This window comes from Nostoc sp. DedQUE12b (genome assembly GCF_034530835.1).
Lineage (GTDB): Bacteria > Cyanobacteriota > Cyanobacteriia > Cyanobacteriales > Nostocaceae > Nostoc.
This window is the reverse complement of the sequence record NZ_JAVRCI010000034.1, coordinates 18,279-39,169: the sequence shown is the minus strand read 5'-3', so window position 1 is coordinate 39,169 and position 20,891 is coordinate 18,279. Positions and strand designations below refer to the sequence as shown.

Annotated in this window: 17 protein-coding genes; 10 read left to right on the top strand and 7 right to left on the bottom strand. The window is 41.2% G+C overall.

Annotated features, from left to right (window positions below; all coding sequences use genetic code 11):
* Nucleotides 1-213 precede the first annotated feature (213 nt).
* The 3 genes from RMY16_RS17725 to RMY16_RS17715 all read left to right on the top strand — a co-directional run bounded on the left by RMY16_RS17725 (nucleotide 214) and on the right by RMY16_RS17715 (nucleotide 4,296).
* Nucleotides 214-1,686, top strand: a complete 1,473-nt coding sequence (locus tag RMY16_RS17725; RefSeq protein ID WP_322737504.1) for an ammonium transporter — start codon at nucleotides 214-216, stop codon at nucleotides 1,684-1,686.
* Nucleotides 1,687-2,098: 412 nt separating this feature from the next.
* Entirely contained in the window at nucleotides 2,099-3,652 is a 1,554-nt protein-coding gene (locus RMY16_RS17720) for an ammonium transporter (protein WP_322737533.1), read from the top strand.
* 188 nt (nucleotides 3,653-3,840) lie between these two features.
* Nucleotides 3,841-4,296: a DUF2141 domain-containing protein gene (locus RMY16_RS17715; RefSeq protein ID WP_322737503.1), complete on the top strand. Its 456-nt coding sequence runs from the start codon at nucleotides 3,841-3,843 to the stop codon at nucleotides 4,294-4,296.
* Between the two features lie 71 nt (nucleotides 4,297-4,367).
* Here RMY16_RS17715 and RMY16_RS17710 read toward each other — a convergent pair whose 3' ends face one another.
* Entirely contained in the window at nucleotides 4,368-5,537 is a 1,170-nt protein-coding gene (locus tag RMY16_RS17710; RefSeq protein ID WP_322737502.1) for a peptidoglycan-binding protein, read from the bottom strand.
* A 336-nt stretch (nucleotides 5,538-5,873) separates the two neighbouring features.
* Nucleotides 5,874-6,941 carry a DMT family transporter gene (locus RMY16_RS17705; RefSeq protein ID WP_322737501.1) on the bottom strand — a complete coding sequence of 356 codons (1,068 nt, stop codon included), beginning with the start codon at nucleotides 6,939-6,941 and terminating at the stop codon, nucleotides 5,874-5,876.
* A gap of 614 nt (nucleotides 6,942-7,555) precedes the next feature.
* Here RMY16_RS17705 and RMY16_RS17700 point away from each other — a divergent pair.
* Complete coding sequence (locus tag RMY16_RS17700) at nucleotides 7,556-8,461, top strand: amino acid ABC transporter substrate-binding protein (protein ID WP_322737500.1); 906 nt, start codon at nucleotides 7,556-7,558, stop codon at nucleotides 8,459-8,461.
* 247 nt (nucleotides 8,462-8,708) lie between these two features.
* Here RMY16_RS17700 and RMY16_RS17695 read toward each other — a convergent pair whose 3' ends face one another.
* A complete protein-coding gene (locus tag RMY16_RS17695; protein ID WP_322737499.1) occupies nucleotides 8,709-9,188 on the bottom strand; it encodes an ABC transporter permease in 480 nt (159 codons plus the stop codon).
* Nucleotides 9,189-9,193: 5 nt separating this feature from the next.
* Here RMY16_RS17695 and RMY16_RS17690 point away from each other — a divergent pair, with 5 nt between their 5' ends.
* Nucleotides 9,194-9,346 (top strand): hypothetical protein, encoded by a 153-nt coding sequence (locus RMY16_RS17690; RefSeq protein ID WP_322737498.1) that lies wholly within the window; start codon nucleotides 9,194-9,196, stop codon nucleotides 9,344-9,346.
* 47 nt (nucleotides 9,347-9,393) lie between these two features.
* Nucleotides 9,394-10,737, top strand: coding sequence for a cytochrome P450 (locus tag RMY16_RS17685; RefSeq protein WP_322737497.1), 1,344 nt, complete (start codon nucleotides 9,394-9,396; stop codon nucleotides 10,735-10,737).
* A 377-nt stretch (nucleotides 10,738-11,114) separates the two neighbouring features.
* Here the strand turns inward: RMY16_RS17685 and RMY16_RS17680 are convergent, their stop codons facing one another.
* Both RMY16_RS17680 and RMY16_RS17675 read right to left on the bottom strand, forming a co-directional pair.
* Nucleotides 11,115-12,383 carry a bifunctional sterol desaturase/short chain dehydrogenase gene (locus RMY16_RS17680; protein ID WP_322737495.1) on the bottom strand — a complete coding sequence of 423 codons (1,269 nt, stop codon included), beginning with the start codon at nucleotides 12,381-12,383 and terminating at the stop codon, nucleotides 11,115-11,117.
* 158 nt (nucleotides 12,384-12,541) lie between these two features.
* Nucleotides 12,542-13,993 carry an MFS transporter gene (locus RMY16_RS17675; RefSeq protein WP_322665158.1) on the bottom strand — a complete coding sequence of 484 codons (1,452 nt, stop codon included), beginning with the start codon at nucleotides 13,991-13,993 and terminating at the stop codon, nucleotides 12,542-12,544.
* Between the two features lie 77 nt (nucleotides 13,994-14,070).
* Here RMY16_RS17675 and RMY16_RS17670 point away from each other — a divergent pair, with 77 nt between their 5' ends.
* Complete coding sequence (locus RMY16_RS17670) at nucleotides 14,071-14,589, top strand: phosphoribosyltransferase (protein WP_322665156.1); 519 nt, start codon at nucleotides 14,071-14,073, stop codon at nucleotides 14,587-14,589.
* A gap of 113 nt (nucleotides 14,590-14,702) precedes the next feature.
* Here RMY16_RS17670 and topA read toward each other — a convergent pair whose 3' ends face one another.
* Nucleotides 14,703-16,871, bottom strand: a complete 2,169-nt coding sequence (gene topA / locus RMY16_RS17665) for a type I DNA topoisomerase (protein ID WP_322737494.1) — start codon at nucleotides 16,869-16,871, stop codon at nucleotides 14,703-14,705.
* Nucleotides 16,872-16,890: 19 nt separating this feature from the next.
* On the opposite strand from topA, the gene RMY16_RS17660 reads away from it, so the two are divergent.
* From RMY16_RS17660 to RMY16_RS17650, 3 genes are all read left to right on the top strand, one after another.
* A complete protein-coding gene (locus tag RMY16_RS17660; protein ID WP_322737493.1) occupies nucleotides 16,891-17,106 on the top strand; it encodes a hypothetical protein in 216 nt (71 codons plus the stop codon).
* 134 nt (nucleotides 17,107-17,240) lie between these two features.
* Nucleotides 17,241-18,593, top strand: a complete 1,353-nt coding sequence (locus RMY16_RS17655; protein ID WP_322737492.1) for an AAA family ATPase — start codon at nucleotides 17,241-17,243, stop codon at nucleotides 18,591-18,593.
* 77 nt (nucleotides 18,594-18,670) lie between these two features.
* The gene (locus tag RMY16_RS17650) at nucleotides 18,671-19,456 is read left to right on the top strand and encodes a DUF4435 domain-containing protein (protein ID WP_322737491.1); all 786 of its coding nucleotides are present in this window, start codon (nucleotides 18,671-18,673) and stop codon (nucleotides 19,454-19,456) included.
* Nucleotides 19,457-19,820: 364 nt separating this feature from the next.
* On the opposite strand, the gene RMY16_RS17645 is transcribed toward RMY16_RS17650, so the two are convergent.
* Nucleotides 19,821-20,735 (bottom strand): DUF928 domain-containing protein, encoded by a 915-nt coding sequence (locus RMY16_RS17645; RefSeq protein WP_322737490.1) that lies wholly within the window; start codon nucleotides 20,733-20,735, stop codon nucleotides 19,821-19,823.
* Nucleotides 20,736-20,891 lie beyond the last annotated feature (156 nt).

Sequence of the window (20,891 nt, the reverse complement as noted above, 5' to 3'; positions counted from 1 at the left end):
TGTGAATGAATGTTTATGTTTTGATTGAGTCAGGTATTCAATATTAGAAAAAGTGTGTTTACAGAAAAAAAAATAACTGATGCCGAGAATGAGATGATAATTTCTTAAAAGTGTTAAATCAAAGCTGAATTGGGTTAAATTAATTCAATTATTTGATGTTGCTAAGTCTATTACTAACATCAATTACTACTTTGACAGCAAAAAAAATAATCAATGAATAAACGTATTCCTCCCTGGCATCGCCTACTGGCGCTAGCGATCGCTTCAATGATATTTGCAGTTTTTGCCCCCACAATTGTACATGCGGCAGACCCTCCCACTGTTCAATCTTTATTTGAAACTACAACCAAACTGCAAATTTCCATTGATACTATCTGGGTACTAATCACCGGATTTTTAATATTCTTCATGCAAACCGGCTTTGCTATGTTAGAAGCAGGTTTGAACCGCCAAAGAGATGTAGTTAACGCCTTACTAGAAAACTTTATTAACGCCGCTGTCACCATCTTAGTGTGGTGGGGAATCGGCTTTGGGATTGCCTTTGGTACAAGTGCTGGTGGGTTAATTGGCATAGATACCTTTTTCCTCAGCCAGCTACCTGGTACTGATGGTAGCTATACATTGGGTGCGCCAGGTTCTACAGCTGCCATCAATACCTATACTTTATTCTTTTTCCAGTTTGCCTTTACTGCTACCGCTACTACGATCGCTACTGGTTCAATGGCTGGAAGAACCGACTTTTTTGGTGACTTAATTTACAGCGCCATTATGGGGGCGATCGCTTACCCGATCATTGTTCACTGGGTTTGGAACTCTGGTGGCTGGTTATCCAAATTGAGTTATCACGACTTTGCCGGTAGTTCTGTTGTCCACACAGTTGGGGGCTTGACAGCGCTGGTAGGCGCATATTTACTTGGGCCGCGTCCCGACCGTCCAGCTTGGGGAACACTACCACCAGCACACAATTTAGGGCTAGCAACTTTGGGAACGATGATTCTGTGGTTTGGCTGGTACGGATTTAACCCTGGTTCAACCCTCAGCACAGGTAATACGGGATTGATTGGTTTAGTAACAGTTAACACCACACTGTCCGCAGGAGCCGCAGCATTATCAGCGACAATTTTTCAATATACCCGCACAGGTAAGTGGGATTTAGTTTATTCTCTCAATGGTTCGCTCGCAGGATTAGTGGCAATCACAGCTCCTTGTGCCTACGTTGCACCTTGGGCTTCGGTTTTGATTGGGTTAACGGGTGGAATTTTGGTTACTTTGGGAGTGGATTTAATTGAGTCACTCCACATTGATGACCCAGTGGGGGCATTTGCCGTACACGGTATCAATGGCATGATGGGTACTCTCTCAGTTGGCTTCTTAGGTCAAGCAGAACTGACCCTCAACAAAAAGGCAGGGTTATTTTTGGGTGGCGGCTTTGATTTGTTAGGTATACAAACTTTAGGTGTGGTAGCGATCGCAGTTTTCACCGTCGGCTTTAGCTTTTTGATGTTTGGTGGTCTTAAAGCGCTGGGACACTTACGCGTCAATCCCGAAGCCGATTGCATTGGGATCGATGCCTACGAACATGGTGCGTCAGTATGGCCTGATGTTTATGCGATCGAGCAATTTATCACAGAAGATGGCAAAAATCGGACTAATACTCCAGAAGTCGGTACCCTCGATAGTGAATAGAGCCAAAAATCGCATTTATAGCTGAAAAAAGGCATTTTACGGTAGTTATGATGTATATTCCACAGATTCCTTGCTACTTTCTACCGGATTTTTTATTGACATTATTCAAGACAATTTTGGGCACTTTCTCAGCCAACTTTTTTCAAAGATTAAAGATTAAGTGAAGGAGACTTGACTATTTCAGAAAATACATCATAAATTTCTGACGAAGAACTATAAAAAATATTTACAGATGTGCCAATAGTTTTTTAAACTCCTACTACGCTTATTTGAGTTTCTGGTTTTTAAACAAGTGGTCTAAAGGAAAAATATCAAAAACCACTGGATCTAACTTCAAACGGTAGTTTTTTCTGTTTAACGTGTTTTTTCCCTTTTTTAAGGATGGTTTAGAGGAAGGATGACGCTTAAATTAATGTACAAACAAAAATCGAAACCAAAAAAGAGGCATTCGTCTGCAAAAAATTACGTTATCAATTCACAATCTAACTCTAAAGTCAAGCTATTTAATCTGATTAAGCGACTTTCTCCCAGTTGGCAAGCTTGTTTACCTATCGCTTGTCTGATTGTGTTGGGTTGGGGTTATGCCGCAGTTGCCCAAACTCCAGCCGCAGCACCAACGACAGCAGAACTCAAAATTGCTATTGACACCTTGTGGGTTGCGATCGCTGCTTTTTTAGTGTTCTTCATGAACGCTGGTTTTTGTATGTTAGAAACTGGCTTCTGTCGCCAAAAAAACGCTGTCAATGTTCTTTCCAAAAACTTGATTGTATTTGCTCTGTCTACCATTGCTTTTTGGTCCATCGGTTTTGCCTTAATGTTCGGTGATGGCAACAACTTCATTGGATTGAATGGGTTTTTCTTAAAAGGAGCAGATAACAGTCCCACCACAGCAGACGCTTATAAAGGTATCTTCAGTGCTCTTAATTGGGCTGGTGTACCTTTAGCAGCTAAGTTTTTATTCCAGCTAGTGTTTGCTGGAACAGCAGCAACAATCGTTTCTGGTGCAGTAGCCGAACGGATTAAATTTGTTGACTTCCTAATTTTCAGCCTCTTACTTGTAGGCATTGCCTATCCCATTACTGGACATTGGATTTGGGGTGGTGGTTGGCTAGCAGACAGAGGCTTTTGGGATTTTGCTGGTTGTACAGTGGTTCACTCTGTAGGTGGCTGGGCAGCTTTGATGGGAGCAGCATTTCTTGGTCCCCGTCTTGGTAAATATCAAGACAACCAAGTTGTAGCAATGCCCGGTCACAACATGAGTATTGCTACGTTGGGCTGTTTGATTCTGTGGTTGGGCTGGTTTGGTTTCAACCCAGGTTCTGTAATGGCTGCCGATCCTGGCGCAATCAGTCATATTGCTCTAACCACTAACATGGCTGCTGCTGCCGGTGGAATTGCCGCCACCATCACAGCTTGGTTGTACTTAGGTAAACCAGACCTGTCAATGATTATTAATGGTATTTTGGCTGGCTTGGTTGGGATTACAGCATCTTGTGCTTACGTAGGTGTCGCTAGTTCTTTAGTAATTGGCTTCATTGCTGGAGTACTGGTAGTTTTCTCTGTAACATTCTTTGACAAACTTGGCATTGATGATCCAGTGGGAGCTACCTCAGTTCATTTAGTTTGTGGTATCTGGGGAACCCTAGCAGTTGGTCTATGGTCTGTTGGCCCTGGTGTTTTTACCTGGTATACACTTGGTCCAGAAAAAGGTTTATTTTCAGGTGGTGGCTTTGGACAGTTTGGTGTTCAGTTGCTAGGCGTTGTCTCAGTAGCTGGCTTCACTGTTTTACTCAGTAGTATTTTTTGGTTGGCACTAAAAGCGACTTTAGGTATTAGAGTCTCCAAAGAAGAGGAATTAGAAGGTTTGGATATCGGCGAACACGGTATGGAAGCCTACAGTGGATTTCTCAAAGAAGGTGATGCAACTGGATTTTCTAATGAACAAGGCTCAATTGGCAGACTTTAGGGAAAATATTTCTTTGGTTCATCCTCTGGCATATTCTTAGTATGAGCTACCAATACACCATTAGTAGATTGAACTGATTCCGCAAAATTCTCTATCCAAGCAGAGAGAAGTAGGGGGTATAAAACCTCCTACTTTTTGCCTGATTTAGTGCTTTATTTAGCGATCGCATTTTACCTTGTGAAAATTTTATGCTTAAAGGCTTAAGAGTTAGTATGCTGCTATTGGCAGTTATGGGAAATTTGGCATGGTCATTTAGTGCCAAGGCAAACTTTAACGGCAAAGTCACCGTGGAAATTGATGGCTTGAAGAATCAAGAAGGACAAGTCTGTGCCAGTATATTTGCTAACAGTAAAGGATTTCCTAGTGATGGCGATCGCGGCTTACAAAAGCAGTGTACCAAGATTACTGAAAATCCCTTACCAATTACCTTTAATAATTTGAAAGCAGGTAGCTACGCCGTTGCTGTCTTCCACGATCAAAATAATGACCGCACTCTCAATAGCAATCTTTTTGGTATACCAAGCGAAGGTTTTGGATTTTCCAGCAACCCAGAAATTCGCGCAAGAGCGCCCAAATTTAGCGAAGCAGTATTTTTAGTAGCAGGGCCAGATACCAATATCCAAATCCAGTTGAAATATTTTTAAGCTGCCAGCAGATTCAGTTTCCGTGAAACAAGAATCTCCCGCTAACCGCCAAGCGGTGTAGCGGGGGAGTGTCAATGTTGTGAATCATTATCTAAATCTTCTTGTAGACTCTGTTGCTCCGGCAAGTCACGTATTCGCATTCGATTCATCTGAGTTAAAGCATATCGTGCTGTTGCTTGCACATCGGCATCTGGGTCTTCTAGCGCATGGTGCAACATCTGACTCATTTGACCCATCATGTCATAAACGCGCGTCAGGTCACGGATTGCATTTTGCCGCACTTGTGGACTTTCATCTTGAATTGAAATTGCTAAAGCACGGTTCATTGGTTTGAGTGTGCGGATGCCAATTTCTGACAAAGCTGCCAAGATTAAGCTGCTTTCTTGAGAATCAGCATCAATTATCAGGTCAACCAGATGCTGAATTGCCCGCGAATCTCCCTGCTGTCCCAAATCCCAAATAGCTTTGCGCCGCTTCGTTGGGTCAGAACTGCGTAAATCTTGAATTAATTCCTCAACGATATTGAGTTTAGCAAGACGGGAAGTTTTTTCTGGTAGCAGTAATTGTGTGGAAAATGGCGGTTGAGGTGTTTGTAGACTAGTGACAGTCTCTAGCAAAGGTGGTGTAATCGATTCTTTGTTAGTTTCACTCAATCTTTTAGGCTCTGATATTTCGGAGTTTTGGACTTGCTTTACCTTCTGAAACGACCTCAGCAGATAAAAAAGTGCGCCAGTACATCCAAGAACTCCAATAGTAAATAGTAACCACCAGACAAAACCTCTCTCGGATGCTTGGGGATTTGCAGAAGTCGGAGCAACAGAGGTAACTATTGGGGAGGTAACTTTTGGAGAAGTAATTATTGGAGAGGTGACAAACTGCTTTTTAGCCTCCATTGCTACTTGCAGCTTCTCCTGAGTCGCCGGTCCAGCAATCCCATCTAATTTTAAACCCTTTATTTTCTGGAATTTAGCTACAGCGATTTCCGTACTGGCGTTATACTGTCCATCTACTACGCCTCTGTAGTATCCCAACTGCTTTAATTGGGTTTGTAGTCTCTGCACATCTGATTTTCGACTACCATATCTCAAAACAGCCGGACTAGCAGTAACTGTCGAACTAGCTTGTGCAAGTTCTAAAATTTCAGGTGCTAGGTTAGGTGTGGCTGCACTTGAGCGATGTGGGTACAAACCCACGAAAGAAAAACAGGTAAATATCAGAATTGAGGAACGGCATAGCCTCATATTGCAAGTTTCAACCTGAACGTGCTTTTCAAATCTTCGATACCACAATAGCTTCTAGACGACCAAATGTTAACTGTCATTTTTAATTGGGAATTGGGCATTGGAAAAAAGGAGGCAGGTGGTCACTGAGCGTAGTCGTTGGCGTGGTCACTGAGCGTAGCCGTTCGCGCAGCGTCTCGTAGAGAAGTGCAGCCTCTCGTAGAGAAGTGAGGCAATGTTTCGACTAGCTCAACAACCAGGCAGAAGTTCTTTAATTTTTAATTTTTAATTTTTAATTTTTAATTGGTTTTTCCCTCATCCCCTACTTAATTACTAATTAAGAATTATTTTAACAAGTTAAGGGGATATTTCTGGTTCCGATTCTCTAACTGCTAGGCTTATGGGGTTCAATTTTTTAGCAGATGCTTCTAAAACTGGTTGCTGTATATTTGCTATCTCGCCGACAGTAACTGTGTCATTTTGTCCTCCTAAAGTATCACGTTGGTTAATGAGATAGATGCTGATTAAAGTGAGAAATACTCCTACCCACTGCAACGGACTGAGGACTTCTGAGAGGAAAAGATTGCCAAATAGTAGCGCAAAGACGGGTGTCAGAAAGGTGAGAGAACTAAGACTGGTAAGACTGCCACTTGAGGCAAAGTAGAAGAATAACCCATAAGCGATCGCACTGCCAAATACGGTAGCATAACCCAAAGCCATGAAATCAGATCCTCCCAGATTTTCCCATTGCTGGGATTCAACAACTGATGAAACTCCCCATAGTGGCAATCCGCCCAAAATCATGTGCCATCCCGTAGCGCTTACAGGGTCAGCATATCGGCACACAAACCGAATCAATACTGTTCCCACTGCCATTGATAGTGCTGCTAACAGCATTAACCATTCGCCACTAGCAAACAAATCTTGCCAGTTGCCAATTGTCATATTTGCGCCTGAGCCAAAAAAATGTAAGATCCACTCATCAGGTAAGCCAATTAAACTAATGCCTGTGACTCCCAAGCCTAGCCCCAGCCATCCCCAAAAACCAATGTGTTCTTGGAATAGCCACAACGACAGCAAGGCAACAGCCAAAGGTTGCGAGTCAATCATCACAGACCCTAACCCTGCACTAGTTCTGACTAATCCCTCTGCCAAAAAGCCTTGAAACAGCGTTCCATCTACTAGGGCAAATAAGGCAATCCACAGCCATGCAGCCCAACTCTTCGGCTGGGGTTTACCCATGAATGCTGCTGCAATCAGAATTAACATCCCTGCTGGTATCAGACGGACACCTGCCATGAATAGCGGTGTGGTATGGGGTATCACTCCTTTCATGGCTACCATTGCCGTCCCCCATAGGAAAAAGGGGGCGATTAACAACAGGGGAGCGAAGGGAAGTCGAGATGCACTGAGTTTCAGTTGCATGGATTTGCTGATGCCTTTCTTTGTTTAACAAGCGCAAAAATTGCTTTACCTAATTTTACCGAATTATGTAGTTTTGCGTAGACATCGCCTTTGACGGGTGCTTTGCACCATCGCGTAGCGTCTTGGAGACGGTGAAACTCTCCAGCCTGAGCCTAGTACCGCAAGGCGGAAGTCAAAAGTCAAAAGTCAAAATGAATACGGCGTAAGCGTTTCATTAATTTGGAATGGGTTGTTTATTTACGCCGTGTTGTACTAGGCATAAATAAATTTAAAGTTTTAAAGTTTGTAGTAAGGACTTTAGTCCTGATAATCCTTGCTCTGAGCGATAAATCGCTCACTACAAACTTGGAATTTATTTTATATTTAATTATGCCTACCTACTTACTCATATTCTTAATGTTGCTGTATACACGTATCTACAGATTATGCCCTGAGAGTTTTTTTTACACACTTAAAGTTGGCTGCAATTTTTCTTTCACCAGAGTAATGAAAGAATATCAATGTCAAGAATAGTTACTAGATAACTTTACGATGTACTTGATAGTGATAAGTTTTTGAGCTTGATATATAAATCAGACTTAATTGTTGAAAAAAATCACTTACTCTTAAAGTTTATGTATGAAAAAATTGCTATCCCTATTTTAAGTCTCATGTTTGCAACGCTCATGTCTAATGTGGTAGCTGCTGAGACTGTAATGAAAAAAGTAGCCAGAACAGGAGTATTAACAGCTGGTACTAGTAAAGATGCGCTACCTTTTGCCTATGTGGATAGTCAAGGAAAGTTAAATGGCTATTCTGTAGATATGCTGACTCTGATTAAAGAGCAATTAGAAAAAGACACAGGAAAAAAAATTAAACTGCAATTAGTTGGTCTTAGCCCTTCTGAGCGGATTCCTAAAATAGTTAATCAACAAGTTGATATTGTATGTGATGCTAGTAGTTTTACATGGAAGCGAGATAAAAAAGTAGACTTTTCTGTCAGCTACGGTGCAACTGGAACCCAATTATTAGTTAAGAAAGGAAGTAATCTAGGTTCCCCTGAATCCCTTATTGGTAAGAAAATTGGTGTGTTGGCGGGAACCACAAATGAACAGGCGATCGCTCATGTACAACCCAAAGCTAAGCTAGTATATTTTAAAACTAGGGCAGAGGGATACACAGCTTTGCAGCAAGATACTATTGATGCTTTCTCATCCGATAGCATTCTTTTAGAGGGATGGCTGCAACAGCAAAAAAATCCAGATGCTTTTGCGATCGTACCCGATCGCCCCTATTCACGAGAAGGTATCGCTTGCATGGTGCCAGAAAATAACTCCAAATTCTTGGATACAGTTAACTTTTCTCTGGTAAAGTTCATGCAAGGATTCGTCAATGGGAATCAGCGATATGTCACTATTTTTGACCGTTGGTTTGGGCCTCAAGGCTCTGTAGCACTCAATCGAGATTTACGCGATTTGGTAGTGGAAACTATGCAGTTGGTCATAGAATTTCGTGAGGAAATTCCTAAAAGTGACCTGTGATATCATGTCCGGTTAATTAGTTATGATTCCCACAGTCATTGCACCCCACCCTAACCCTCCCCGATGGATTGGGGAGAGAACTAGATTTCTTGTTTCCCACCAATGCATCGGGGGGATTCAGGGGGTAATTTGACTTGTTTATACACGGTAGCCGATGCCTTGGGGAGCAAAGACAAAGCGTAGCTTTGGCGAGGTGGGGTTCTTGGGTTTAATAAGTAACCAAACGGACATGATATTACCCTGTCTTTTAGCTTAATTGACTGCGAAACTTACTAACACTAATAGTTAATAACACAACAGCAAAAGCGACTAAAGCCAAAACATTCATCCACAGTACATCTAAGCCAACACCTTTGAGCAAAATACCTCGAACGATCGCAATGTAATGGCGCAGGGGATTGAGTAGGGATAAAACTTGAAACGAAGGTGGCATGGCTTCAATGGGTGCGATCGCTCCAGAAGTTTGTACCATTGGTAAATTAATAAAGAAAGATGTCAAAACTACCTGTTGTTGCAAACTACTTACAGTCGCTAACATAATACCCAAGCTAATCCCGACAAATACATACATACTTGATAGGGCTAAAAATAGCAGGAAATTACCTCGAAATGGTACATGCAATATTACTGTTGCTAAAGTGATAGCTAATAAAACATCGCCCATTAATAAAAATGCTAAAGGGACGATTTTTGATAGTAATATTTTCCAGTTAGTAGCCGGAGTCATTAATAATGCTCATATTTTTTGGTTCGCTGGTATTCCACGTGATTTTACAAGAAATATTGTATGGAAAAGAACTTACATCTTTATCACGCGATCGCTTGCTAGATAGCTTAATAAATGCGTTTATGAGCCAGTCCCTAAATACGGTTACTCAGGGATAATGGGTGTATTTGTTTGAGATTATGAAGTGGAATCACAGGTAAATATTATGCTTAGTCAATTACCGAATTGCATTACTAGCCCTTCGTGGTGGCAACTGATCGAATGGATTGCCGATCCGATTGGATTTCAGAAAAAGTGTAATCAAGAGTATGGAGATATTTTTTCCATGCAACTGGGTGGACTCGGTTCTTATGTAATTCTTAGCCATCCCCAAGCCATTCAAGAAATCTTCAGTCAAGATTCTAAATTTGATGTTGGTCGTGCTAATAAACTTGCAGAACCCCTGATTGGGCGAAATTCTCTCATGTTAATGGATGGTGCCCGCCATCGACGAGAACGAAAATTATTAATGCCCCCCTTTCATGGAGAAAGGCTACAGACTTATGCTCAACAAATCTGCTTAATTACCGAGCAAATCGCCAGTCAATGGCAAATCGGTCAACCTTTTGTGGCTCGTTCTGCTATGCAGAAAGTTAGTCTAGAAGTAATTTTACAAATTGTCTTTGGTTTAAGTGAAGGGGAACGCTATCAACTAATTTTACCTCTCCTGACTAGTTGGTTGGATATGACTGATTCTCCTTTGCGCTCCAGTATGCTATTTTTTCCATTTTTACAACAAGATTGGGGGAAATGGACTCCTTGGGGGCAGATGAAAACTAGACAAAGCCATATTCATCAGCTACTTCAAGCAGAAATTGAAGAGAAAAGAACAAAGAACAATCAGAATCAGGGTGATGTTCTGAGCTTGATGATGGCAGCACAGGATGAAAATGGGCAAGCAATGACCGACGATGAATTAAAAGATGAATTGCTCACAATTTTATTTGCTGGACATGAAACTACTGCAACAACGCTAGCGTGGGCTTTCTATCAAATTCACCGAAATTCAGATGTTCTCTTAAAATTGCAGCAGGAACTTGACAGCTTGGGAGAAAATCCAAACCCAATGGAAATTGCCCAGCTTCCTTACTTAAGCGCAGTTTGCCAAGAAACCCTGCGGATGTATCCAGTCCTGCCAGTGCTTTTCCCCCGCATTACCAAATCATCCATAAATATTGCAGGATATCAGTTTCCTCCTGATACAACCTTAATGCCAAGTATCTACCTTCTGCATTATCGGGAAGACTTGTATCCTAATCCTCAACAATTTAATCCCGAACGTTTTTTAGAACGCCAGTATTCGCCTTGGGAGTTCATTCCTTTTGGTGGTGGAAGTCGGCGATGTTTAGGATATGCCCTGGCTTTGTTAGAAATGAAGTTAGTCTTGGCAACCGTTTTATCTAATTATCAACTTGCATTGGTGGAAAATAAACCTCTGAAACTGCAACGACGTGGATTTACCCTTGCTCCTAATGGTGGAGTTCGGATGATGGCTATTAAAAAACTATAAACTTGCTTGGGAGGAAATTGCATTCCAAGACTGCGTAAGTTTTGAAGATTTGTAGTAGCGTGGCAAGCTTAAAACATTGGGTTCAAAAAACAATACGGTTCAATTAAGGCTAAAAATTAAAACTGGCGTAGGTTGGGTTGAGCAACAAAACCCAACACTTCCTTGACTTTGTTGGGTAAGACTAAAGTTCTACCCAACCTACAATTTTCTTAACTGAACGGTATTACTTGTAAGAACCAAGCTTTAACGGCGGTAGTCTCACTTTTGCTGCTAGAAAAGGCTGATGCGTGTAGCTAGCCACAGGCATTGCAAATCAAAACTACACGCGCTCAGGAGCAATTCATGAATTGCCCCTACCTGAAAATCATTCTTTTCGGCTATTCTTTGCGTAAGTCTTGTTCACTTTTCGCTGTCCGGCTAAAAAGTCGATAGTATAGCGACGTACTAGTTTCCTTTAAAGGAAACAGCAGATAGGTGAGAGGATTTATTGCCACAATAATATTTCGGAAGTCTCGCCGCGCCAAAAATAAGATCGCACGAGCAACTTGCTGTGCAGACATCACTCCATAAGGATTCAACTGACTCTTAAACGGGCCAAGAATTAACTTGCGAATTACACAATCCCCGTCCAAACGCTTGAGGGTAACAATATCTCCTAGCGCTCTTTTGCTAAGTTCATAAAGCGGACTCAGCGCTGGAGAAACCTCAGCCTCAGAAGTGTTTACCCAAATTTCCTTGGTTGCTTTTGCTTGTGGCCCTGTTACAGTTGTCAAAAATATATCTATCAACCGTAAGGCTGAAAAGGTATTCACTTCATAAGAGGCGTTGATAGCCTCCGATGTGCGGCTGGTGTAGACATTGACTCCGTGGTTGATAATTAAAATATCTACTTTCTCTAAACTATTTCTCAGTTCAGCTTCGTTGCCTAACTGCCAGGAAACCACCTTTACCCCAACTTGCTCTACTAATTTTTCTGGATTAGTGGTTAATGCGACGACTTTAGCATTATTCTTTATAAGTTCAGCCGCCAACGCTTGCCCCAGCGCTCCTGATGCTCCGGTTAAAGCGATGGTTTTACCTTTGAGAGACAGTCCTGTACCCAGAATTTTATCAACTAGAGGAAAGACACCACTGTAGTAAGCGTTGACATCATCAAAATGATGCCGCCAATGGTAAGACCGATTCACCCACCAAATGGATGGAATTGTCTCTAAAGGGCCGGGTAGGTGGTTGTAATCTGTATCAATTTTTCCCTGAAAATACCGCACAGACGCGCCATACAAAAAGGTACAACCATAAGCTACTCCCAGCCATAACCCCATTTGCTGGACAATTAAGGCAACGACTACCAATACCACTAGCAATAAACTCGACTCTAAAATGTCGTGATAGAGTTGGGATTCTTGATAAATTTTCAGGGAAACTATTGATAAATCGCGGCGATAGGCCATGTGGTGCTTGTTGTGCCATTTAGCAAGCCAACTGACTTGGTGACACAAAGCATGGTAGCTGTCTCTCAATATCTCAGCAAGTAAAAGTGAGAAGAGTGCCCAACTTGCAAACTGTAAGCTGGCATTTAGCCAAACCCAATTAATTTGTAAGCTTGTCTCAATTCCCATCAAGTTTTCAGCTAGCATTTTTATCATGTTTGTCTGTACTCGTTTTTCTTAATCATTCTTCACGATCTGAGGTGCGTTAAGGTCGAGTCTAAAACAAATTAAAATCAAAGGGAATAGGGAGTAGAGAGCAGAGGAGCAGGGGAAGTTAGTTACAGTAAGTGTTTCCCCTCTGCCCCTCTGCCCTTTTAACTCTCCCTCTTCTCTTGTCGCTCTTTGAGTTTCAGCATAATTTCAGCGTGCATCTCGCGGGTAATTGGGTAAAAATACGTTAAAACTAAGCCAAAAATCAAACAAACTGTCGGTATGGGGCCAACGGCAACGCGAATAGCAAACAGTGCTGATTCCGGTTGGATGGGTAGCGGACTTCCGGCTACAGATTCTTTGAAACCAGATACTTGCAAAGCATTTCCCACCAAAAATAGCCCCAAAGCTAAACCAAATTTTTGCAGCAAAACCATGAAGCCATAAAAAATGCCTTCTCTACGTTGTCCAGTTTGCAGTTCATCTAATTCAATCACATCTGGAATCATTGACCAGGGAATCAGATAAGCTGTGGATACACCAATACCTGCCATCACAGCCATCACATACATGAAAACTATTTGACCAGGCTGTAAGAAAAATAGTCCGGCTGCTGCTATAATCCACAAACTCATTCCCAAAAAATAAACAACTTTTTTGCCAATTTTTTTACTCAACGCTCCCCACACGAATAGCATCAACAGAGCAGTTCCTTGGACTGCAATCATGACTGTGGGCACATCTGATTCTTTTAGTCCCATACAATTGACTACAAAATAGGGAATAATGCTGGCTGTTACCTGTACGCCTAGCCAAGAACAAAGATATATACCAATAACAAATAAAAAAGGTCGGTTGCTAAAGACAATTTTTAGCTGTTCAAAGAAGGGAAGAGATGCAGGTTCCTCGGTTTGGATGCGTTTAGCCTCAAAAGCTAAGATGCGATCGCGGACTCCAAAAACGCACCAATATAATCCTAAAATCGAAATTACAGTAGAAACTGCTGCTAAAACAAGATATTGTTGTTGGCGATCGGCAATCACTGAAAAAACAATTTGCGTTAAAATCAACGATAAAATGCTGCCACCAATGGAAAATGTAAAGCGATAGCTGTTAAGGCTGGTGCGCTCGTCGTAATCTTGAGTCAGTTCTGGAGTCATCGCCGTATAGGGCAAATTCACAACTGTATAAAACACTTGAGATACCACCCCAATGACTACGTAATACCAAAATAATGGCCAAATATTATCACTCTGATTTGCACTAAATTGCGGTACAATCCACTGCAAGAAAAAGAAAATTCCAAAGGGAATTGCTCCATAAAACATCCAAGGAAGACGACGCCCCCAACGACGAGATTTCGTTTTATCAGTCAGGAACCCGACAAACGGATCGTTTATGCCATCCCAGATTTTGCCAATCATCAAAATACTGCCAGCTAAACCCGCAGGGATACCAGCGACATTTGTGAAGAAAACCAGCAGAAAAAAGACGGAGATATTGGCAGTGATTGCTGGCCCTAAATCTCCTGCACCATAAGCCAGCTTTGTTTTTAAGTCGAGTTTTTCACTGAGAATATCTTGTTTGGCACCGCCATCAGCGGCAGAATCTTTCATAATAACTTGCGCTCATACTAAAATAAAAAGTTTGCGACTGCCTTCAATACTAGCCATCTACCACTCCCGTTAGACTTATGCCAGACCTTTATGTTTCTTGGTCAGATTATCACCAAAAAATTGAACAACTGGCTATTCAGATTTATGAATCCGGTTGGGAATTCAACCAGATTATCTGTCTTGCCAGAGGAGGACTAAGAGTTGGAGATATTCTTTCCCGTATATACCAGCAACCACTGGCAATTTTAGCAACCTCATCTTACAGTGGCACTGGTAAGCAAGAAAGAAGCAATTTAATTTTCTCCCGCCACTTAACGATGACTGCCGAAAAGTTAGGTTCGCGCATTCTCGTAGTCGATGATTTGGTAGACTCTGGTATCACACTCCAGCAGACTATACCTTGGCTCAAGCAAAATACTGATTTCCCCATTGAGGAAATTCGCACCGCCGTTCTTTGGTATAAAGCCTGTTCAGTTATAGCACCCAATTATTATGTTGATTACTTAGCTGACAATCCCTGGATTCACCAACCCTTTGAACACTACGAGCAGATGAACATCGCAGAACTTGCGGCTAAAGTAAGTCAACTGTGTTAAAAATACATAGACTAATATTCACCAGCTTCTAGCTGCTCGTTAATTGTGCTTAAATACACATTGCAACCTCTAAACTAAATGTAGTGACCTGCAACACTAATAGCTAAAATTAGTTAAGTTTTTGATATCTCCCCAAACTTAGGACTCCACCACCCTTTTGGCGTATTGAAATAAGCCACATCTTTATGTTTGGTGTCCTTACGGGATTGTGGATTGGAACATCGCAACATTGTTTTACTCTGTCCCTCTTTGATATAACTGTACTCCTCTAAAGGTTTCTTACATACTGGGCAGGGATATGCCGTCATCTTCACAGGAGGCTTTTGCTGATTTTCAGCTTGGACTGTTTTAGTTTGTGGTGGCTGCCAAGTTTTGTTAAAGTCGCTCCAAAACAACACGACATTTTCACAACCTTTTGTACATTTGAGGAAATATTTCTTTTTAACTTTACTGCTCGGAATTTTGGCGAGAAAATTTTTGCATTCAGGGCATCGCGTTTTGGAAGTTTCATATTTGCGCTCAGTTATCATATTAGCTTTACCTGTTGGGGAACTTGCAACTACAGTTTTAGCTTTGGAGAGCGCTGGTATAAAGTAATTTTGATTCCAACTAGTTAAATAATGCTGCCAAGAGTTTTTCCCTTCAGAAATTGCATCAAGGGCATCTTCCATTTTCGCTGTGAATTCTGCCTCTAGTAAATCAGGCAGTGCTTTGAGCAAAAACGCATCAACTTCTAACCCTAACGCTGTCGGTTGCAGATGGTCTTTTTTCAACTCGACATAATTTCGTTTTTTTAAGGTAGCAACAGTAGGAGCATAGGTACTTGGGCGACCAATTCCTTTACGTTCCATCAATTGCACTAATTTTGGTTCACTGTAACGAGGTGGTGGCTGCGTCTGCTTCTTTTCATGTCCAGCATTCTCCAGTTTTAGCGCTTGTCCCTGTTTTAATGAAGGTAAAACACTATCCTTGCTGAGATTATTCCAGTACCGAGCATAACCGTAAAATTCAATTACTTGCCCTCTGGCTGACCACAGTAGGGAACCAGATTGAGTAATCACCAAAGTTTTACGCAATTGAGCAGCCCGACACTGAGAAGCAATTGACCGTTTCCAGATCATCACATACAGATTAAACTCATCATCCGGGAGTTCTAAACGCAACTGAACTGAGGGACGAAATACATCTGTTGGACGAATGGCTTCATGTGCTTCTTGAGCCGATTTGCTACTGCGATGCTTGGCGACTTGCTGCGGTACATTCGGCGGGTCGTTTTGCTCTAACCATTTACGGGCGCTGGCACAAAATTCTGGACTCAGCATTACTGAGTCTGTTCGCATATATGTTATCAGCCCTGCCTCATAAAGCTTTTGGGCTACAATCATGGTTTTGTCGGGAGCAAACCTCAGCTTTGAACCGGCTGCTTGCTGAAGGCTGGAAGTTGTAAATGGCGGCGGTGGCTGGCGGTTAACGATTTTTCCTTCAAAATGAATCACCTGATGAGGATGTCGCTGTGCTTCTTCAACTAAACGTGTCGCCTCTGCTTCGGAAAGAACGCGCTTAGACTCCGGTGTTTCTGGACTATTACCTACTTTCGCGTCATCGTGAGTTTCAGTTTCTTGGTCTGCTGCATCTTTTGCAGAATCGACCGTCCCTTTGTAAAAAGCCCGAAATCCTTCAGCATAATCTACCCAGACACTCCAGTAATCTTGGGGAACAAAAGTAAAAATTTCGTTTTCTCGCTGACAAATCAGGTGCAACGTGGCGCTTTGAACTCTACCAACACTCTTAGCGCCGTTATTCAATGCCCACACTAACGGGCTACCTTTATAACCCACCAGCTTATCTAGGCAATCTCGGCACAGCCCAGCACCGATTAAGTTTTGGTCTAGCTTTCTAGGATTAGCGATCGCACTCTGTACCGCCGATGCTGTAATCTCAGTATAAATTACTCGTTTCGGTTCCCTTAAACCCAGCGTTTCTTTGAGATGCCAAGCGATTGTTTCGCCTTCCCGGTCTGGGTCAGTTGCTAAGACAACTTCATCAACCTGCTTCACCGCAGACTTGAGCTTCTGAATTGTTTCCTTCGCTCGTTGGTCACGGGGGATGTAGTTGCATCGGACATTATTGCCATCCATGACAAAGCCCAAGGAATCGTCCCCTTCATTGCTGAGTTCTCGGATATGACCACAACTGGCTAGAACTTTCCAATCCGAACCCAGAATTTGACTGAGTTTTTTAACTTTTCCCGGAGATTCCACCACAAGCAGGCGTTTGATCATAGCAACTGCGTTCTAGATTTTGAGCAATAAACTGGCAATTGCAATTAGCGATCGCCTATTCTGGTCATGTGGATTTTCTAGAATACTGTACCAAAAAGCTTGGGCAATTGCTGAACTCAGTTTAAAGGTAAATTATATCAACGCGATGCCTGATTGTGCGATCGCTGTTGAAACTGTCTCAAGTACTATGATTTTATGCCGCAGGGTGTATCGGCTACCCTTCGGTAACGCCTAAAAGCGAATCGACGACCAAAACTTTTTAGGAAAGAGGACACAAAAGAATATAACTCTGTGTTTCCTGTGCTTTCCAGAGAAAGATAGAAGTTACAATCAAAGTCATGAAGCCAATGCTTATAGGATTAAATGACTATGCGAATTAAGCAAATTTCTGTCAGTGGCTTATTTGGAATTTTTGACCATGTGATTCCATTGAATATAGATGAACGAATCACCATTATTCATGGCCCAAATGGTTTTGGAAAAACAGCCATATTAAGAATTATCAATAACTTTTTTAACTCCCGAAATGCAGAATTAAAAACCATACCATTTAGAACTTTTCGATTTGAATTTGATAATAATAGTAGTCTTGAAATAAAAAACACCGAAAATGCAGAGCAATCAAAAAGAAATAAGATTGTTTTCCATTTTTATCAGCCTGATTCAGAGCAAGATCCTTTTCCTCTAAAACCAATGAAAACTATTAGTGATCTAGACGTTAGAATTGGTATTTTAGATAAGATTATACCAGGCTTAGAACGAATAGCTCCTCGAAAATGGCTGTATGATCCTACTGGAGAAGCTCTTTCTTTAGAACAAGTTTTAGAACGTTTTGATAATGTATTGCCTTCATCATTTAAGTCACAGGAAGAACCTGATTGGCTAGAAAATTTGAAAAACAATATTCATATTCGCCTCATTGAATCACAACGGTTGCTTAACTTTGTTCCTAACCGTTCTTCCAGACGGTCTGCTGAAACACCTTCAATATTATCAACTGTGTCTGCCTATTCTGATGAACTTGCTAAACTAATGCAAGATAAATTTAAAGAATACGGTACAATATCCCAATCTCTTGACAGAACTTTTCCAGTTAGGGTAGTTAAGCAACAGCCATCCACAGATTTAACAGATGAACAACTTCGTCATCAATTAAACGAACTTGAAGCGACTCGCTCTCGCCTCATAGAAGTAGGTCTTTTGGATAAAGATGAAGATGCAGAATTTCAAATCCAGCCTCAAGATATAGATGAAAGCACCAAAAATGCTTTGTCAGTATATGTTCAAGATGTGGAAAAAAAGTTGAGCGTTTTTGCTGAAATAGCAAGCAAGATTGATTTATTAAGAAAAATTATTAATAATAAGTTTGCCTATTCTTATAAAGAGATAAATTTTAGTAAAGAAAAGGGATTCGTTGTTACAACAAGTTATGACTCCTCATTATCTAATTCCAAAACTCTTTTGCCAACAGATTTGTCATCCGGGGAACAGCATGAGTTAGTTCTTCTCTATGAACTATTATTTAAAGTTCAACCTAATTCTCTAGTCTTAATTGATGAGCCGGAATTATCTCTTCATGTAGGATGGCAGGTTCAGTTTTTAAAGGACTTACAAGACATTACACAGCTTGCAGATTTAAATATATTGATGGCTACTCATTCACCAGATATTATTCAAGATCGCTGGGATTTAACGGTTGAACTGAAAGGGCCACAAAAGTGAGAGATTTTCTAACAGTTGACCGTGTTGCTAACCAAATACGATTATGACGAAGCACATATACTGGAACTTTTTTGTTAGTGGAAGGAAGTTCTGATAAAACTTTCTACAAGCGATTTGTTGACCAATTAGTTTGTGAGTTAGTCGAAACATCAGGAAAACCCTCTAGTAAACAGCGTGCTATTGAAATTTTAAAAATTTTGGAACAATCAAATTTTCAGGGAGTTTTAGCGATTGTTGATGCAGATTTTGAGCGCCTTGAAACTTTGTTATACACCAGTCCTAATCTGCTTCGTACCGATAGCCATGACCTTGAAACTATGCTGATTGACTCACCAGCATTTAACAAAGTAATTGCTGAGTTTGGTTCTGAAGAGAAAATTACTCAGTTTAATCGAGAAATAAAATCAGTATTACTTGAAAATGGGATGTCGGTAGGTTATTTGCTTTGGATCTCTAAATGTGACGGATTAAACCTAACCTTTGAGGGTATTACATTTAGCAAGTTCATTCATGAGCAAACTTTACAAATTGATGAACTCAAGCTGATTCAGGAGATTAAGAATAAATCCCAAGCTTTCTCTTTGAACGAGAAAAATCTGCAAGAACGGCTAAAGAGTCAGAAAAGCAATAACCACGATCCTTGGCAAATTTGCTGTGGTCATCATTTGGTGGAAATTCTGTCGCTTGGTTTACGCAAAGCACTTGGCTCTAACAAAGCTGCTGATGTTGAACCAAACAGTCTTGAGCGTAGTTTGCGGCTTGCTTATGAGGAAATTTTCTTTCACCAGACACAACTCTACTTGGACATTCGTAAATGGGAAAGCAATAATCAGCCATTTAGGGTTTTGCGGAATGATACATAAATACCAAATTCGGAAACTATATACAATAGACCTCTTGCAAAAGTCTCTAACACCCCACCCCCAACCCCTCCCCGCAAGCGGGGAGGGGAGACAAAGCGTAGCTTTGGCGGGGTGGGGTTCTTTCTTATTTTTGATTTATGCAAGAGGTCTAATATTGTTATTTTGGACACGCCAGCGTTCGAAGAGTGTTGCGTCGGTAGAAAATTAGGCGATCGCACTTCCTGTTTCTCTACCAGGTTGACTTACAGCAGTAATTAGCGAGAATTGATACCGTCCACGCCATAAGTATTTGCGATCGCTTAATCTTAAATTGAAGAGTAAAAAACCCAGCTTCTCTATGAAAACTGGGTTTTTAAGTAATTGTTTATTTTTGGGCAGTACAACAGGGCAATAAAGGCTTGTTTACAACTTCTTTAATGTCTACTGAATTTAAAAAATCTTCCCAATATTTCTGAACTTCAGGATCGTTCGGACGCTGGCGGCGTAAATTAGCTAAAGTTCTCAGAGCATCTTCCCAAAATCCGGCTGTGGCGAATAAAACTGCTCGATCTAAGTCTGTGTTTGGTTGGTTTAGCTGAAGAGATAGGTTTTCATCTTGCGATCGCACAATTGTACCTTCTACATAAGAGTCTTTATCGCGGTTATTAGGATCGCAAATCATCGAAAAAGTCCAATTGTACTCTTTACCGATTTCTAGAGATGGCTGATCGATAGGTACATTTACACTAACAATACCATTCTGCCCAACAGGTTTGAAAGTTCCCTTATATAATGGGTCAATACTATCACTATCCCGCAAAACAAATTCTAGTGCTTGCACTGTTGTCGAAGTTTGAGGAAGGTAGAAAAAGAATGTGGGACGTTCTGCTGTGGTGCGTTGAGCTTCCTTATCTGTTGGTGTCAGGGGAATAAGATATTGTCCAGTTTGAAAGCAACTTCCCCGTGTTCCTGCTGACCTTACCCTACCAGGTCTACCTGGGACAAAGGCGATACGATTTCTACCGCGTTGAATGTAGCTTGTAACATTTCTAATTGCAGAAGTAGCATATCTATCTCCAGGACGTAGCCGCTCTGCTTGCTGAAAATTCAATAAAGCTTTTCTATAGTTTCTCCGTTTGGTTTCATTATAACCAAGCTGCATATATTGGGTGTAAGCAGATTTTGCTTGTGCTAGTTGGTAAACTGACTCTCTTGCCAAAACCTGAGTAATGCTTACAGGCTCGAAGGGCAGAAATGCTAAAGCAGCAAGCAGATAACTTGCACAAAATCTATATTTCATGATGTTTATGTTTACTTGTAGTACATTACTTGGGTATATATAATACAATAGCTTAAGCTTTGCAGTGACAAGACTTTATGTGTGCTACTTTCTGGGAAGGCTGAGGTAGTATTGTAATTTTTTTCACAACAAAATTCCCAACTTTTTTCAGAAGTT

Coding starts and splice junctions, on each gene's coding strand:
- RMY16_RS17725 (WP_322737504.1), top strand. CDS start 214: ATGAATAAACGTATTCCTCCCTGGCATCGCCTACTGGCGCTAGCGATC.
- RMY16_RS17720 (WP_322737533.1), top strand. CDS start 2,099: ATGTACAAACAAAAATCGAAACCAAAAAAGAGGCATTCGTCTGCAAAA.
- RMY16_RS17715 (WP_322737503.1), top strand. CDS start 3,841: ATGCTTAAAGGCTTAAGAGTTAGTATGCTGCTATTGGCAGTTATGGGA.
- RMY16_RS17710 (WP_322737502.1), bottom strand. CDS start 5,537: ATGAGGCTATGCCGTTCCTCAATTCTGATATTTACCTGTTTTTCTTTC.
- RMY16_RS17705 (WP_322737501.1), bottom strand. CDS start 6,941: ATGCAACTGAAACTCAGTGCATCTCGACTTCCCTTCGCTCCCCTGTTG.
- RMY16_RS17700 (WP_322737500.1), top strand. CDS start 7,556: ATGTATGAAAAAATTGCTATCCCTATTTTAAGTCTCATGTTTGCAACG.
- RMY16_RS17695 (WP_322737499.1), bottom strand. CDS start 9,188: ATGACTCCGGCTACTAACTGGAAAATATTACTATCAAAAATCGTCCCT.
- RMY16_RS17690 (WP_322737498.1), top strand. CDS start 9,194: ATGCTCATATTTTTTGGTTCGCTGGTATTCCACGTGATTTTACAAGAA.
- RMY16_RS17685 (WP_322737497.1), top strand. CDS start 9,394: ATGCTTAGTCAATTACCGAATTGCATTACTAGCCCTTCGTGGTGGCAA.
- RMY16_RS17680 (WP_322737495.1), bottom strand. CDS start 12,383: ATGATAAAAATGCTAGCTGAAAACTTGATGGGAATTGAGACAAGCTTA.
- RMY16_RS17675 (WP_322665158.1), bottom strand. CDS start 13,993: ATGAAAGATTCTGCCGCTGATGGCGGTGCCAAACAAGATATTCTCAGT.
- RMY16_RS17670 (WP_322665156.1), top strand. CDS start 14,071: ATGCCAGACCTTTATGTTTCTTGGTCAGATTATCACCAAAAAATTGAA.
- topA (WP_322737494.1), bottom strand. CDS start 16,871: ATGATCAAACGCCTGCTTGTGGTGGAATCTCCGGGAAAAGTTAAAAAA.
- RMY16_RS17655 (WP_322737492.1), top strand. CDS start 17,241: ATGCGAATTAAGCAAATTTCTGTCAGTGGCTTATTTGGAATTTTTGAC.
- RMY16_RS17645 (WP_322737490.1), bottom strand. CDS start 20,735: ATGAAATATAGATTTTGTGCAAGTTATCTGCTTGCTGCTTTAGCATTT.